Below are 15,512 nucleotides of genomic sequence, written 5' to 3'. Positions count from 1 at the left end.
GGTTCAGTGGATTTGTCCATTGACATGCTTGCCTAAGGCAACAATATAATTGCCAAGGGCAACTATATGGACTCCATCATGTCTACCACCTCCCTTGTCGAACGCGCTGGCATCATCCGTGGCTTCAATCGTTTCTACACGCACCAGATCGGTGTATTGCAGGAACACCTGCTGCAAAGCGCCTTCTCGCTCACCGAAATCCGCGTGATGTACGAGCTGTCTTCCCGTGGCGACCTGACCAGCGCCGACCTGTGCCAGATGCTCGGCCTGGATGCGGGCTACCTGAGCCGGCTGATCAGCGGGCTCGAAAAACAAGGCCTGATCCAGAAGGTCCGCTCCGTCACCGACGCCCGCGCCGTGCAACTGCACCTCAGCGACCTCGGCCGCTCGGTATTGGCGCCCCTGGAGCAAAAGACCCAGGACGAAGTGATCGCCTTGCTGGAGGCCCTGCCCGAACCGCAACAGCAGCAACTGACCGCCGCCATGCAGCGTATCCAGACCCTGCTGCAAGGCACGCCGCCGAGCTTCCTGCTGCGCGATCCGCAGCCTGGCGACATGGGCCTGGTGGTGCAGCGCCAGTCCGCCCTGTATGCGCGTGAGTACCACTGGAATTGGGAGTTTGAAGCGTTGGTGGCGGAAATCGTCGCCAAGTACTTGCGCGAATTTGACCCGAGCTGCGAGCGCTGCTGGATCGCGGAAAAGGACGGCGAGGTGGTGGGTTCGGTGTTTGTGGTGCGCCATGACGACAGCACCGCCAAGCTGCGCATGCTCTACGTGGATGCCAGCGCGCGTGGCATGGGCATCGGCCAGCGCCTGGTGGATGAGTGCCTGCGGTTCGCCCGGCATGCCGGCTATAAACGCATGGTGCTGTGGACGATGAGCGCGCTGGTGGATGCACGCAAGCTGTACCAGAAGGCGGGGTTTGAATTGGTTGAAGAGGAGACTACCCAAAGCTTCGGAAAAGAATTGATCAGCCAGACCTGGGCACGGGACCTGTGAAACATTCCCGCGCTGCCGGCAGCGCGGGAAGCTTCGCATTAAAGGTCAGTGATTTCCTTGTGGCGTGGCACCAGCGTCTTCATCACGCTCCAGGCCACCAGGTACGCCAGTGCACAGATCGCGAACATGATCATGTAGCCAGTGTGGATATCGTTGATCGACTTGTAGTAGTCGAACACCCAGCCGCCGATCTTGGTCATCACCACGCCGCCCAGGCCGCCGGCCATGCCGCCAATGCCGACCACCGAGGCCACGGTTTTTTGCGGGAACATGTCGGACACGGTGGTGAAAATATTGCACGACCACGCCTGGTGCGCTGAAGCGCCCACGCCGATCAGCAACACCGGCACCCAGAAGCTGATATAGCCGAACGGCTGCGCCAACAGCACCACCAGCGGGAACAGCGCGATAATCAACATCGCCTTCATGCGCCCGTCATACGGCGCGTCGCCGCGGGCCATGAAGTAGCTGGGGAACCAGCCGCCACCGATGCTGCCGACCATGGTCATGCTGTACAGCACCGCCAGCGGCATCACGATATCGGCGCCTTTCATGCCGTATTGCGCCGACAGGTACGTGGGCAGCCAGAACAGGAAGAACCACCACACGCCGTCGGTCATGAACTTGCCGAAGGCAAATGCCCACGTCTGACGGTAGGTCAGCAGCTTGAACCACGAGACTTTTTTCCCCACGGCACCGGCAGGCGCCGGGTTGAACGGTTGTACCGTTTCATCACTGCGGATGTAGGCCAATTCTGCGGCCGACAGGCGCTTTTGCTGCTCGGGTTTCTCGTAGAGCGCGATCCACACCGCCACCCACACAAAACCCAGCGCGCCAATCACGATAAACGCCGCTTCCCAGCCCCAAAGGCCTGCAATCAACGGCACGCAAATCGGCGCCAGGATCGCACCGACGTTGGCCCCGGAGTTGAAAATGCCGGTGGCGAATGAGCGCTCTTTCTTGGGGAAGTACTCCGCCGTGGCCTTGATCGCAATCGGAAAGTTACCCGCTTCACCAATCGCCAACACCGCACGGGACAGCATGAAACCGGCAATCGACACCGGAATCACCGCCAAGCCAATCGCCCCGCTGACAGCAGCGATGCCCTCACCCATCGGCACCGAGAACGCATGCATGATGGCGCCCGTGGACCAGATGCCAATCGCCACCACATAGGCGGTCTTCGTGCCGATCTTATCGACCAGGCGCCCGGCAAACAGCATGGAGATGGCGTAGACAAACTGGAACACCGCCGCGATGTTCGCGTAGTCGGTGTTGCTCCAGCCAAACTGCGTGGACAGTTGCGGCGCCAGGAGGCTGAGCACCTGGCGGTCGAGGTAGTTGACGGTGGTGGCAAAGAACAGCATCGCGCAGATGGTCCAGCGATAGTTGCCTACAGCTTGGCCAACGCGCTGGGCGTTGATGGGCTCGTTCAAGTTCATGGCATCACTTTTTTATTTTTGTTAGGTAGGACATACGTTACGTCATATGTCGTCGTACAACTGTGACTTTTATAGCGGGCGTCCTACACGCTGTCAATCTGAAAGATTGCGGTTTATTGAGGTATGTGATGCGCAAGACAAAAGCAGTTGTAGGATGACAAAGCCCATTCACCCGACATCGCTCAACTGTGGGAGCTGGCTTGCCTGCGATGCAGACGCCTCGGTCTGTCAGCTAAACCGCAGCGATGCCATCGCAGGCAAGCCAGCTCCCACACAAGCCAGCCCCCACATTCGATCGGCGGTGTTCTTACGCCTTTTCAATAAAAAACACGCCATCGGGTGAATTATTTCGTGTCCGCTTGTATCTGACCTTTCAGAGCGGTGCCATCGCGGCGATGGCACCACCCCTGTTCAGATTTAGAGTGGTCCCCATGAAAGCTCGCAAGAAACGCGTCAACCCCATCGGATTGAAAGACATCACCATTGTCGATGACACCAAGATGCGCAAGGCGATCACCGCCGCGGCATTGGGCAATGCCATGGAGTGGTTCGACTTTGGCGTCTACGGGTTCGTCGCCTACGTGCTCGGCAAGGTGTTCTTCCCCGACGCCTCCCCTAGCGTGCAGATGATTGCCGCGCTGGGCACCTTCTCCGTGCCCTTCCTGATCCGCCCGCTGGGTGGCTTGTTCTTCGGAGCGCTGGGCGATAAATACGGACGACAAAAGGTCCTCGCCGCCACCATCGTGATCATGTCCCTGAGCACCTTTGCCATCGGCCTGATCCCCGGGTACGCCACGATTGGCATCTGGGCGCCGATCCTGCTGTTGCTGTGCAAAATGGCCCAGGGTTTCTCGGTGGGTGGCGAGTACACCGGCGCATCGATCTTTGTCGCCGAATACGCACCGGACCGCAAGCGCGGCTTCCTTGGCAGCTGGCTCGACTTCGGCTCCATCGCCGGTTTTGTCCTAGGCGCGGGCGTGGTGGTATTGATCTCCAGCGTGCTGGGCGAAGAGCAATTTGAAACGTGGGGCTGGCGCCTGCCGTTCTTCCTCGCCCTGCCCCTGGGCATCATCGGCCTGTACCTGCGCCACGCCCTGGAGGAAACCCCGGCGTTCCAGCAGCACATGGACAAGCTCGAACAAGGCGACCGCGAAGGCCTCAGCCACGGCCCCAAAGTATCCTTCAAGGAAGTCGCGACCAAGCACTGGCGCAGCCTGTTGACCTGCATCGGCATCGTCGCCGCGACGAACGTGACGTACTACATGCTGCTCACCTACATGCCGAGCTACCTGTCCCATAACCTGCATTACAAAGAAAACAGCGGCGTGCTGATCATCATCGCCATCATGGTCGGCATGCTGTTCGTGCAACCGTTCATTGGTTTTGTCAGCGACAAGATCGGCCGCAAGCCCTTCATCATCGCCGGCAGCATCGGCCTGTTGGTGTTGTCGATCCCGGCCTTCATGCTGATCACCAGCGGCAAGATCGGCCTGATCTTCGCCGGGCTGCTGATCCTCGCCATCGTGCTCAACTTCTTTATCGGCGTGATGGCCTCGACCCTGCCGGCGATGTTCCCCACCCACCTGCGCTACAGCGCGCTGGCCAGTGCCTTCAACGTCTCGGTACTGATCGCCGGTCTCACCCCGACGGCCGTGGCCTGGCTGGTGGAAAGCACCAACGACCTGTACATGCCCGCCTACTACTTGATGGTGTTTGCCGTGGTCGGCCTGATCACCGGCCTGACCATGAAGGAAACCGCCAACAAACCCCTGCGCGGCGCAGCGCCGGCGGCGTCGGACATGGCCGAAGCCAAGGAGTTGTTGCAGGAGCATCACGACAATATCGAGCAGAAGATCGAAGACATCGATGCCGAGATTGCCGAGCTGGAAGCCAAGCGCGAGAACCTGGTGCAGCAGCATCCGCGCATCAACTAAAGGCCGCTACCTGAAAAACTGACTCGGCGTCTTGCCAAACTGCTTCTTGAACATGCTGGTAAAGGCGCTGGGGCTTTCATAACCCAGCTCCAGCGCCACATCGATAATCTTCTCCCCCACCGCAATGCGCTCCAGCGCCAACAACAAGCGCGCCTGCTGGCGCCATTGGCCGAAGGTCATGGCGGTTTCCTTGCGGAACAGGCGCTGGATGGTCTTCTGGTCCAGGCCCAGGCGTTCACTCCAATCGGCCACGGTGGAGGCATCGCCCGGGTCGTCCTGCAACGCCGCGCAGATCTGCTGGATACGAGGGTCAGCCGGCTGCGGCAACGAGAGCGGCAAGGCCGGCAGCAACGCGAGTTCATCGAGGATCAGGTGCATGATCCGCGCATCGCGCGAGTCTTCGGCATACGGCGGTTTCAGGCTCACCGACGCCTTGATCAGCTCGCTCAACAACGGCGAGATACTCACCGCCTTGGTTTCGCTCGGCAAGTTGGGGAACGCGTCGGGGCGCACAAACACGCTGCGCATCTTCAACGCCCCTACGCACCGCAGCGAGTGAACCTGCCCGCAGGGCATCCAGAACCCACGGTTGGACGGCACCGTCCATTGGCTTTGCGCCGAGTGCACCACCATCACGCCTTCGATGGCGTAGAGTAATTGGTGCTTCTCGTGACTGTGCTCGGGGATCACCCAGTTCTCGGGGTAGTCGGTGGCCGAACTGATCACGGCCCAGTCGCCTTCGTCGATTTCCTGTAGAAATTTATCCAGTGATTTGATCATTTCGCCCTTTTTGCGATGATTGCTGCCCGAATTTCGCGAGACAGGCATTTTCCGCAAATCTAGCATGAACGCCGAATCATTTTGAAATAGATGGCGAGCCCAAGTACTCGCCACCCTGTATGGAATGCCTGCATGTCGACCCTGACCGCGTCACCCGCTGCTGCTACCACCGCCACGCCCCACGCCAGCCCCTTGGTCATGCGCATTCTCGGCGCCTGTGCCCTGGCGCACCTGATCAACGACCTGATCCAGGCCGTGCTGCCGTCGATCTACCCGATGCTCAAGGCCAACTACGGCCTGAGCTTCGCCCAGGTCGGCCTGATCACCCTGACCTTCCAGCTGACCGCCTCCCTGCTGCAACCGTGGATCGGCTACCACACCGACCGCCATCCCAAACCGTGGCTGCTGCCCGCCGGCATGGTCTGCACCTTGATCGGCATCCTGATGCTGGCGTTTGTCGGCAGCTTCCCGGCGATCCTGCTCGCCGCAGGCCTGGTGGGCGTGGGTTCCTCGACCTTCCACCCGGAAACCTCGCGCGTTGCGCGCCTGGCCTCCGGCGGCCGCTTTGGCCTGGCGCAATCGACCTTCCAGGTCGGCGGCAACACCGGCAGCGCCCTCGGCCCGTTGCTCGCGGCGGCGATCATCATTCCCTACGGCCAGGGCCATGTCGCCTGGTTCGGCCTGTTTGCGGTGTTTGCCATCCTGGTGCTCTACGGTTTGAGCCGCTGGTATCGCAACCACCTCAGCCTGTTCAAGCTCAAGCAAGGCGGTAAAGCCACCCATGGCTTGTCCAAGGGCCGGGTGACCTTTGCCTTGGTGGTGCTGGCCGTGCTGGTGTTTTCCAAGTACTTCTACATGTCCAGCCTGACCAGCTACTTCACCTTCTACCTGATCGAGAAGTTCCACCTGTCGGTGGCCAGTTCGCAGATGTACCTGTTCCTGTTCCTCGGTGCAGTCGCCGTGGGCACCTTTGCCGGCGGGCCGATTGGCGACAAGATCGGCCGCAAGAAGGTCATTTGGTTCTCGATCCTCGGCGCCGCGCCGTTCACCCTCGCCCTGCCCTACGTCGATCTGTTCTGGACCGCCGTGCTCAGCGTGGTAATCGGTTTTATCCTTGCCTCGGCCTTCTCCGCCATCGTGGTGTTCGCCCAGGAACTGGTGCCCGGCAACGTCGGCATGATCGCCGGGATCTTCTTCGGCCTGATGTTCGGCTTCAGCGGGATTGGCGCCGCGCTGCTCGGTCTGCTCGCGGATAACCACGGCATCGAGTACGTCTACAAGCTGTGTTCGTTCCTGCCGCTGGTGGGCATCCTGACGATATTGCTGCCGTCCACCAAGGGCGTCTGACCCGCCACTCATCGGCTGGCGCAATGCCATGACGATGAGTGTTCTGAAAACCTGCGTGTGCGCTTACAATCCCGGTTTAAACGCACACCAGGCAGACCCGGCAAGACATGACGCTCGACCCTCCTACGATTTTGGCCCTCACCGTGGCCCTCGCCGCCGCTGCTGCCCTGTACCTCGCCGTCGAATGGCGCAGCGTGCGCGAACCGTCGCTGCTGTGCTGGAGCGCCGGTTTTGCGACCATCAGCATCGGCTCCACCCTCGCCCTGCTGCGCAGCAGCGGCTTCTTGATGATCGGCATCTGGTTCGCCAATGGCTTGCTGGTGATCGCCCACTTCCTGTTCTTGCTCGGCGTGGCGCGGTTCACCCAGGCGCGGCTGTCGCGCTGGTGGCTGTTGATGCCCGCCGTGTGGCTGGGCATGTTGCTGCTACCGGCCGACTTGCCGTGGTCCAAAGCCATGCTGGCGGTGCAGTCCCTGTTGGTGGCGGCGCCGACCTTGTGTGCCAGCAGCCTGCTGCGGCCCCACGGCAAGTCATTGAGCATCGGCGCGGTGCAACTGCGCTATGTGCTGCTGATCCACGGCTCGTTCTATGTGGCCAAGGCGCTGTCGGTGCTGATCCCCGGCACCCTGATCGACCTGGCGGCGTTCAAGGGCGAGATCATCCAGGTGTCGTTGGTAGAAGGCGCGATGGCGATCATGCTGATCGCCTTGTCGATGACCGGCTCGGAGCGCTATCGCCGCGAACAGCAGATCGCCCGCCTCGCCGCCCGCGACCCGCTGACCGCCCTCTACAACCGCCGCGCCCTGGACCTGCGGGCGCCGCGCTTGCTGGCCCAAGTGTCCCCGGCCCGTCCGGGCGCGCTGCTGTTGATCGACATCGACAACTTCAAGCCGGTCAACGACCTTTACGGCCACATCGCGGGCGACCGTCTGCTGATCGCCTTGAGCGAAATGATCCGCGCGGTAGTGCCCCGTGGCGCATTGGTCGCGCGCTTGGGAGGCGATGAATTTGTGATCCTGCTGCACCCGGCCTCCACGGAACAAATCGTCGACCTCGGCAGCCGCCTGCGCGGGCAATTTTTTCAATTCACCTCGCAAACCTTTGCGACCCCGACAGCGGTGACCCTGAGTATCGGCGCCAACCTGTTCGACCAGCCGCCGGCAAGCCTGACGGAATTGATCGAACAAGGGGACACCGCGCTGTATGAAACCAAGCGCGGTGGGCGTGACAGCATTCGGTTGGTGGATCGCACCGGAGCGAGTTCGTTTGGCTAATCGTCGCTGAGGGTGATTTTCACCGTACCTACCTATCCAGCCGACTTTTCCTAAGTGATGGCCGGAAGCGTCCGACTGTACTTCGAATATCCAAATTATCAGGGTAGCTGCGCAATAAACGCATGTTTACTGACTGCATAAAAAGGACATTTTGAATGGGTGACGGACACTTCATTGGCTTGGGTGACAAAACCACCTGCGGCGGGAAAGTCCTGGATGGCGACCCCAGCATAAACATCTATGGCCTCCTCCACGCTTGTGAGGGAGACCGCGTGACCTGTGGAAAGCACCCGGGCATATATAAAATACTCGGCGGTATTTCACACATGAACAGCCATGGCAGGCTGATGGCTGGCACGCTGGACAGCTTCAGCAGTTGCCCCTGCCGAGCCAGATTCATTCCCTCGATCTACACGGCGATCTACCGCAACGAAAGCTACGAACGGCCGGCCATGAGACGCGCCGCTGAGCCGGCGCCAGTGGCTCAGGCCCGCAGTTCGGCGGCACAGAATCAGTCGACGTACCGTCCTTCGAGTCATTGGACGCCCTCTGCGTTTAACAGCCCACAACCTCAAGAACCCGGCTTCTATATCGTGCCCCAAAGCACGACCCGCGAAGCTCTAGAGGCCACGTTATTTCCAACGCCAGACCCAGCGGTAATGGCCAAGTTCCGAACACTCAACCCTCGAACAGACAACGTCAAAGCCGGCTCATTGATCGTGCTTGGCGATCCAAACAACTTTCAATGCAGCAAAGAAGAAAACCACTTACTGGAAGCCGCGGCACTCACCCATGACGCTATAAACCCGCTTAGTGCAGCCGATGCGGACTTCATGATGCGCCATCGCGAGCAGATCCAAAGCTTCCTGGCCCACAGTTCAACCGCTATCGGAGCGGGTGAAACCATGCTCGCGAGGAACCTGGATAATTTGAAAACAATCTTGCAGGACATCGAGGCACTGCACCAAAAAGCATTCCTCAAGGACGGACACTTGCGATCACCGGAATTTTTCGCCGAACGTAAAAACCTGCTGGCCCGACTTGATACCCACCTCACCGCCCTGACCCGCAGAAGCGCCGGTATTCCCGACCATCCCAATCTGAAAACCGCGCTGGGAATATCAAGCCGCAGCCTTGTTCATCGGTGGTCGCAGGCCGGGGCACCGGGCCAGATACCTGGTTACGCGACCCACATCCAACAGTTGGCGAAAGCTTCGACGGTGATCAAACATGGAGGCTGGGTCGGTACAGCGATTGGGGGTGGGGCAACGGGTGAGCGGATAGGGGAAAAGATTTATGAGGCCGTTAAATGAGCCTGGGCTTAGGCGACAAGGTGTTTTTGGTCATTGCCCTGGCAGACTTTGCCGGTATTTTTCTATGGATTGGTATTTGTCTGCACCTTGCCTATACAAAAATGGACCTCATTCTGGAACACCTGAAAAACAGTTCGGCAATCACAGTCAGGGCACCGTTGCGGCATGGGGGGCCGTTGGGGAAATTGCTGTTGATCGGTGGCATCTCAGGAGTCGTCACATTTCCAAGGATCCACATCAAAAGAGGTACGCTGAGCACCGCAGATCTCGCGGGTTTTCCAGTTGCGCTCAAGGTTAAATTCGTGCGTCTGCAATGGAGCGCGTTCGGGCTGATAGCGGTCATGATGACCTTTGGCAAAGCCATTAAGCTCGGATTGATTTAACCGCGACTCGTAACGCCGGGGGGAACGGGGGCGTCCCCATTCCCCCACCAACGCCTACCGTTAGAGGTCGTAACTCACCGCCACACTGCGCCCACTCTTCACCGACTCCAGCGCGCAATCCGCCAGGTGCAACGCATACAAACCGTCGCGCATATTGGTAGGCAGCGGCTGACCGTGGTTCAGTGCATCAATGAACTGCGTCAGCTCATTACGATACGCATCCGCATACCGCTCCAGGAAGAAATGCTGCAACGGCTCCAGCGCCTCGGTGTGCTCGGCGCTCCAGTGGCGCAAGGTGCTGGGCCGATGGTTATCGGTGAGCAGTACGCCGCTGGCGCCGGACACTTCGACGCGCTGGTCGTAGCCGTACACCGCCTGGCGGCAGCAGTTGATATGGCATTGCTTGCCCGAGGCGGTGCGCAGCAAGACCATCACGCTGTCGTAATCGTCGATCTCGGCCAGGCTGGGGTCGACCAGGCGGCTGGCGATGGCGCTGACTTCCACCGGTTCTTCGCCGAGCAGATGGCGCGCGGTGTCGAAGTCGTGGATGGTCATGTCGCGCAGGATGCCGCCGGAGTGGGCCAGGTAGTCACGCGGCGCCAGGCCGGGGTCGCGGCTGGTGATGATCACTTGGCGCACGGCACCGATCTGCCCGGCATCCAGGGCTTGGCGCAGGCGCAGCATGTCGGGGTCGAAACGCCGGTTGAAGCCGAGCATCACCTGGCCACCTTGGCGCTCCACGGCTTTTGCCGCGCTGCGCGCCTTGGCGATATCGAGGTCGATGGGTTTCTCGCAGAGTACCGCCTTGCCCGAAGCCACCGCCGCCAGCAGCAGGTCGATATGGGTGTCGGTGGGCGTGCCGATGACCACGGCGTCGATATCGTCACGGCTGAGCACGGCGGCGCAATCGTAAGCCGCCTCGCAGCCCAGCTGGCTACTCAGCGTGTCGACCCCTTCACGCCAGGGATCGGCCACCAGCACCAACGTGGCATTTGGGTGGGCGGCGACGTTGGCGGCGTGGATCTTGGCGATGCGCCCGGCACCTAGAACGGCGATTCGTAGCATGGTGAACACTCCTGGTTTTGTTGTTGGGGAGAGCTTCAGTCCGGCAGGTTGAACGGCGTGACGATCTGCACCTGCGACGGCGCAATCGGCCCGGCCTTCCACAGCCGATGAAATTGCAGGATGTGCAGGAACACGCTGCGCGCGTCGATCTGCAGGTTGTGGTCAATGATTGCGGCGACTTTTTCTTCGCGCAGCAACTGGCGGTTTTCTTCGTCGAGGTCGTGGCCGATAAACACTTCCAACGGGCGTTCGAGGGCGGCGAAGGCATCGACAATCGCGCGGTTACCGCCGCCGACGCTGTACACCGCCTTCAGCTCGGGATGCTGTTTCAGCGCCTGGGTCACGCGCTCGAAGGTGCGCTCGTAAACCCCATAACCGCCACTCACATCCAGCACCCGCAGGTGCGGCGCACGCCCGCGTAACCAGGCGCGAAAGCCCATCTCGCGCTCTTCTTCGCCACGGAACAACTCGCTGCCGATCACCACCGCGACGTCCTGGGCTAACGCCGGCAGCCAGCGCGACATCAGGTACGCGGCGGTCTGCCCAGCCGTGCGGTTATCCATGCCGACGTAGCCGATGCGCTCGCTTTGCGGCAGATCTGTCACCAGGGTGACCACCGGAATGCCCGCCGCGATCAGTTGCTTGACCGCCTGGTTCACCGCCGGCTCGTCGGCGGCCTTGAGCACCACGCCCTGGCTGCCGGTGTCGAGGCAGCGCAGCAGTTGGTCGTGCATGGCCTGGGGTTCGATCTCTTCGAACAGGTGAAAGCGCGGGGCAATCCGAAACGGCGCCAGGCTGGCCAGTTGCGCGACGATGGCCGCTTGCACCGCCGCACTGAAACGCTTGGGCGTGTGCATGATCACGTCCACATGAAAGGTGCGGCCAACCGCCAGGCCGTTTTTCTCCTGGGACTCCAGCTCATCCAACGCCTGCTCGATGCGCCGCCGGGTCTGCGCATGCACGCTGCCACGCTGGTGCAGCACACGATCGACCGTGGCTTTGCTCACGCCCGCCTGGGTCGCGAGTTGCTTGATGGAGAAGTGTTTTGCGCGTTCGAGCATGCGGTTCGCCTGAGGTGTTTTTGAGGTCTTATTTGGGCGTTACTGAGGTTTCGCAATGCTAGTCTCAGTTTTGCCCGGCGTCGAGCCGGGCGATGCACAACAACAAAAATCAGGAGAACTGCATGCCTAACACCGATCTCGCCACCTCGTTCAGCGGCCAATACTTTGTCGTCACCGGCAGCACCCAAGGCCTGGGCGCCGCCGTCGCGCATACCCTGGCGCGACGTGGCGCTGCCGGCCTGATCATCTGCGGGCGGCGCCGCGCCCAGGGCGAGGAACAGGTGCGGCAGTTGGCCCAACTGGATTGCCAGGCGTTTTTCGTCGAGGCCGACCTTGAAAAAGTCGAGGATTGCCGGGCGATCATCGACGCGGCGCGCACCCACTTCGGCACCTTGCACGGCTTGGTGAACTGCGCCGGCATGTCGGATCGCGGCACCATCCTCGACACCTCGCCGGAGCTGTTCGACAAACTGTTTGCGGTGAATGTGCGGGCGCCGTTTTTCCTTATGCAGGAAGCGCTGAAGCTGATGATCAGCAAAGGTGTGGAAGGCGCCGTGGTGAATATCCAGAGCGTCACCGGGCATGGCGGGCAATCGTTTTTGAGCGCGTATGCGGCGTCGAAGGGCGCGCTGGCGATCCTCACCAAGAACGTCGCGTTCACTGCACTGCGCAACCGTATCCGCGTCAACGGCTTGAATATCGGCTGGATGGACACGCCCCACGAAGATGACATCCAGCGCCAGTACCACGGCGCCCAGGACGGCTGGCTGGCAGAGGCCGAAAGCGCGCAGCCGTTCGGGCGCCTGCTCAAGCCGGAGGAAGTGGCGCGCAGCGTGGCGTTTTTGCTGTCCAGCGAATCGGGGATGATGACCGGCTCGGTGATCGACCTGGAACAAGGCGTGGTCGGCTGCACCGACGGCGGCAGCCCGCAACCGCATCAGGCCCTGAGCCTGCCAGGGGGTGTGTGATGTCGGCATTTGTCAGCGCCGAGGCCGTGCGCCTGGCGGATTTCAGCCAGCTGTGCGCGCAACAGGCCCACGCCGAGGATTACCCGCTGTGCCAGGAGGTGCTGAGCAATGTGCCGATCTATCAGGCCCAAACCCTGCGCAACAGCGACCGCCGCAGCGTGATGAATGAGCTGCACCGGCTGTTCCGTGACGGGCCGGGGGTGATGGTGGTACGCCGGGCCTATGAAGATCTGGAAGTGGTGGACCGCCACAGCCAGGTGTTCGAAGCGATCTTTGCCAATGAGGCCGCCCAAGGCGTGGCCGCCGACCACTTTGCCAAGGCGGGCAGCAACGGGCGCATCTGGAATTCGTTGCAGAAAGCTGCGTTGCAGTCGCCCGAGTCGTTTGTCGAGTATTACGCCAACCCGCTGCTGGGGCTGATTGCCGAGGCGTGGCTGGGGCCGAGTTTTCAGGTCACGGCGCAGGTCAACGTGGTGCATCCCGGTGGTCAGGCGCAGCAGCCGCACCGGGATTACCACCTGGGGTTCCAGACCAACGACGTGGTGGAGCGCTTCCCCCTGCCCTTGCACCTGCTGTCGCAGTATCTGACGCTGCAAGGCGCGGTGGCCCACACGGATATGCCGCTGGAAACCGGGCCGACCCAACTGCTGCCGTTCTCCCAGCAATACGCCTTGGGTTACCTGGCGTGGCGCCGCGAAGAGTTTATCGACTACTTCCAGCAACATGCCGTGCAGTTACCGCTGAACAAGGGCGACCTGCTGTTCTTCAACCCGGCGCTGTTCCACGCTGCCGGCACCAACCGCACCGCCGACCGCCAGCGCATGGCCAACCTGCTGCAAATTTCCTCGGCATTCGGCAAACCCATGGAAGCCCTCGACCGCGACCGCATGATGCTCGCGGTGTACCCGGCGTTGCTGGCCAATCCGTCCCTGGATGCCCAGGCCGTGATCGCTTGCACGGCGGACGGTTATTCCTTCCCCACCAACCTCGACACCGACCCACCGCTCAAAGGCCTCGCGCCACAAACCGGACAACAGCTGATGCAACAAGCGTTGAGCGAACGCTGGCCGCCCGCGGACTTTGCGGCGGCGGTGGCGCAGATGCGCGCCAAGCGCCAGGCCTGAATCACCCCTGCTTTAACAACAACAATAACAACGGAGCAAAACCATGAAAAAGCACCTCCTTGCGGCACTGTTTACCCTCGCTGTCACGCCGTGGGCGCTGGCCGATATTCGTATCGGCGTGAGCATCGCCCAGGTCGATGATGTATTTCTCGCGCAGATGCGTGACTACATGGCCGCCCATGCCAAGGAGTTGCCCGGGGTGACCCTGCAATTCGAAGATGCCCAGGGCGATGTGGTGCGCCAACTCAACCAGGTGCAGAACTTCACCGCCCAGGGCATGGACGCGATCATCGTCAACCCGGTTGATACCGCCGCCACAGCCAAGATGAGCACTAACGCCCAGCAGGCCAAGACCCCGCTGGTCTACGTCAACCGCCGCCCGGACGCCCCGCAACTGCCGCCTGGCGTGGGTTACGTAGGCTCGGATGAGGTCAAGGCCGGGGAGATCCAGATGCGCTACCTGGCCGAGAAAATGGGCGGCAAGGGCAACCTGGCGATCATGCTCGGGCTGCTGTCCAACAACGCCACCCACAACCGCACGCTAGGGGTGAAAACCGTGCTCAAGGAGTACCCGGACATCAAGATCGTAGAAGAACAAACCGCGGAATGGCAGCGCAACAAGGCGATCGACCTGATGAACAACTGGATCGTTTCCGGACGCAAGATCGACGCCGTGGCGGCGAACGCCGATGAAATGGCGATTGGCGCCGCCATGGCCATCAGCCAGGCCGGTATGCAACCGGGCAAGGACATCCTCGTGGCCGGCAGCGACGGCGGCCCAGCCGGGCTGGATGCGGTGAAAAAGGGCCAATTGCTGGTGACGGTGTACCAGGACAACAAGGGCCAGGCGGTGGGCTCGATTGATCTGGCGGTGAAGATGGTGAAGAAGGAACCGTACACGGCTGAACTGACGATTCCGTATCAGCGGATCACCAAAGACAATTACCAGGCGTTCCTCAACCCATAACCCCGAACGCTCCCACATCTTGATCTGTAAACCCGCTCAAATGTGGGAGCTGGCTTGCCTGCAATGGCGGTAGCACAGGCAACATCTCTACCAGCAGTGCCGCCGCCTTCGTAGCCTCGCTAAAGCTCGACAACTCCCACATTTTGACTTGTGAACCCGCTCAACTGTGGGAGCTGGCTTGCCTGCGATGGCGGCGGCACAGGCAACATCTTTACCTGCAGTTCCGCCGCCATCGTAGCCTCGCTAAAGCTCGACAACTCCCACATTTTGACTTGTGAACCCGCTCAACTGTGGGAGCTGGCTTGCCTGCGATGGCGGCGGCACAGGCAACATCTCTACCAGCAGTGCCGCCGCCTTCGTAGCCTCGCTAAAGCTCGACAACTCCCACATTTTGACTTGTGAACCCGCTCAACTGTGGGAGCTGGCTTGCCTGCGAAGACGGCAACACAGGCAACATCTCTACCAGCAGTGCCGCCGCCTTCGTAGCCTCGCTAAAGCTCGACAACTCCCACATTTTGACTTGTGAACCCGCTCAACTGTGGGAGCTGGCTTGCCTGCGATGGCGGCGGCACAGGCAACATCTTTACCAGCAGTCCCGCCGCCATCGTAGCCTCGCTAAAGCTCGACAACTCCCACATTTTGACTTGTGAACCCGCTCAAATGTGGGAGCTGGCTTGCCTGCGATGGCGGCGGCGCAGACAACATCTTTACCAGCAGTCCCGCCGCCATCGTAGCCTCGCTAAAGCTCGACAACTCCCACATTTTGACTTGTGAACCCGCTCAACTGTGGGAGCTGGCTTGCCTGCGATGGCGGCGGCACAGGCAACATCTTTACCAGCAGTCCCGCCGCCATCG

Annotated in this window: 13 protein-coding genes; 9 read left to right on the top strand and 4 right to left on the bottom strand. The window is 61.0% G+C overall.

Going from position 1 to position 15,512, the window contains the following annotated elements:
* Positions 1 to 78 precede the first annotated feature (78 nt).
* Complete coding sequence (locus J1G37_RS14745) at positions 79 to 999, top strand: helix-turn-helix domain-containing GNAT family N-acetyltransferase (protein ID WP_207042784.1); 921 nt, start codon at positions 79 to 81, stop codon at positions 997 to 999.
* Between the two features lie 38 nt (positions 1,000 to 1,037).
* Here the strand turns inward: J1G37_RS14745 and J1G37_RS14740 are convergent, their stop codons facing one another.
* Positions 1,038 to 2,441 carry an MFS transporter gene (locus J1G37_RS14740; protein WP_207042782.1) on the bottom strand — a complete coding sequence of 468 codons (1,404 nt, stop codon included), beginning with the start codon at positions 2,439 to 2,441 and terminating at the stop codon, positions 1,038 to 1,040.
* A 431-nt stretch (positions 2,442 to 2,872) separates the two neighbouring features.
* On the opposite strand from J1G37_RS14740, the gene proP reads away from it, so the two are divergent.
* Entirely contained in the window at positions 2,873 to 4,375 is a 1,503-nt protein-coding gene (proP, locus tag J1G37_RS14735) for a glycine betaine/L-proline transporter ProP (RefSeq protein ID WP_207042780.1), read from the top strand.
* Between the two features lie 6 nt (positions 4,376 to 4,381).
* Here proP and J1G37_RS14730 read toward each other — a convergent pair whose 3' ends face one another.
* Complete coding sequence (locus tag J1G37_RS14730; protein WP_207042778.1) at positions 4,382 to 5,203, bottom strand: helix-turn-helix transcriptional regulator; 822 nt, start codon at positions 5,201 to 5,203, stop codon at positions 4,382 to 4,384.
* An 84-nt stretch (positions 5,204 to 5,287) separates the two neighbouring features.
* On the opposite strand from J1G37_RS14730, the gene J1G37_RS14725 reads away from it, so the two are divergent.
* From J1G37_RS14725 to J1G37_RS14710, 4 genes are all read left to right on the top strand, one after another.
* The gene (locus J1G37_RS14725; protein WP_207042776.1) at positions 5,288 to 6,502 is read left to right on the top strand and encodes an MFS transporter; all 1,215 of its coding nucleotides are present in this window, start codon (positions 5,288 to 5,290) and stop codon (positions 6,500 to 6,502) included.
* A 107-nt stretch (positions 6,503 to 6,609) separates the two neighbouring features.
* Positions 6,610 to 7,776 carry a GGDEF domain-containing protein gene (locus J1G37_RS14720; protein ID WP_207042774.1) on the top strand — a complete coding sequence of 389 codons (1,167 nt, stop codon included), beginning with the start codon at positions 6,610 to 6,612 and terminating at the stop codon, positions 7,774 to 7,776.
* A 155-nt stretch (positions 7,777 to 7,931) separates the two neighbouring features.
* The gene (locus J1G37_RS14715; protein ID WP_242551593.1) at positions 7,932 to 9,089 is read left to right on the top strand and encodes a PAAR domain-containing protein; all 1,158 of its coding nucleotides are present in this window, start codon (positions 7,932 to 7,934) and stop codon (positions 9,087 to 9,089) included.
* A complete protein-coding gene (locus tag J1G37_RS14710; RefSeq protein ID WP_207042773.1) occupies positions 9,086 to 9,472 on the top strand; it encodes a hypothetical protein in 387 nt (128 codons plus the stop codon). Before J1G37_RS14715 ends, J1G37_RS14710 begins: the two co-directional genes overlap by 4 nt.
* Before the next feature lie 60 nt (positions 9,473 to 9,532).
* Here the strand turns inward: J1G37_RS14710 and iolG are convergent, their stop codons facing one another.
* Both iolG and J1G37_RS14700 read right to left on the bottom strand, forming a co-directional pair.
* Positions 9,533 to 10,537 carry an inositol 2-dehydrogenase gene (gene iolG, locus J1G37_RS14705; RefSeq protein WP_207042771.1) on the bottom strand — a complete coding sequence of 335 codons (1,005 nt, stop codon included), beginning with the start codon at positions 10,535 to 10,537 and terminating at the stop codon, positions 9,533 to 9,535.
* A gap of 35 nt (positions 10,538 to 10,572) precedes the next feature.
* Complete coding sequence (locus J1G37_RS14700; RefSeq protein ID WP_207042770.1) at positions 10,573 to 11,598, bottom strand: LacI family DNA-binding transcriptional regulator; 1,026 nt, start codon at positions 11,596 to 11,598, stop codon at positions 10,573 to 10,575.
* Between the two features lie 122 nt (positions 11,599 to 11,720).
* On the opposite strand from J1G37_RS14700, the gene J1G37_RS14695 reads away from it, so the two are divergent.
* The 3 genes from J1G37_RS14695 to J1G37_RS14685 are packed head-to-tail and all read left to right on the top strand — an operon-like array spanning position 11,721 to position 14,657.
* Entirely contained in the window at positions 11,721 to 12,566 is an 846-nt protein-coding gene (locus tag J1G37_RS14695) for an SDR family oxidoreductase (RefSeq protein WP_207042769.1), read from the top strand.
* Complete coding sequence (locus J1G37_RS14690) at positions 12,566 to 13,690, top strand: phytanoyl-CoA dioxygenase family protein (protein WP_207042768.1); 1,125 nt, start codon at positions 12,566 to 12,568, stop codon at positions 13,688 to 13,690. The genes J1G37_RS14695 and J1G37_RS14690 overlap by 1 nt, the downstream gene beginning before the upstream one ends.
* Positions 13,691 to 13,733: 43 nt before the next feature.
* Positions 13,734 to 14,657: a sugar ABC transporter substrate-binding protein gene (locus tag J1G37_RS14685; RefSeq protein ID WP_207042765.1), complete on the top strand. Its 924-nt coding sequence runs from the start codon at positions 13,734 to 13,736 to the stop codon at positions 14,655 to 14,657.
* The last annotated feature ends 855 nt before the right edge of the window (positions 14,658 to 15,512 follow it).

Origin of the sequence: Pseudomonas sp. Marseille-Q1929, from assembly GCF_017316265.1 — a bacterium.
GTDB lineage: Bacteria > Pseudomonadota > Gammaproteobacteria > Pseudomonadales > Pseudomonadaceae > Aquipseudomonas.
This window is presented reverse-complemented; position numbering and strand designations above follow the sequence as displayed.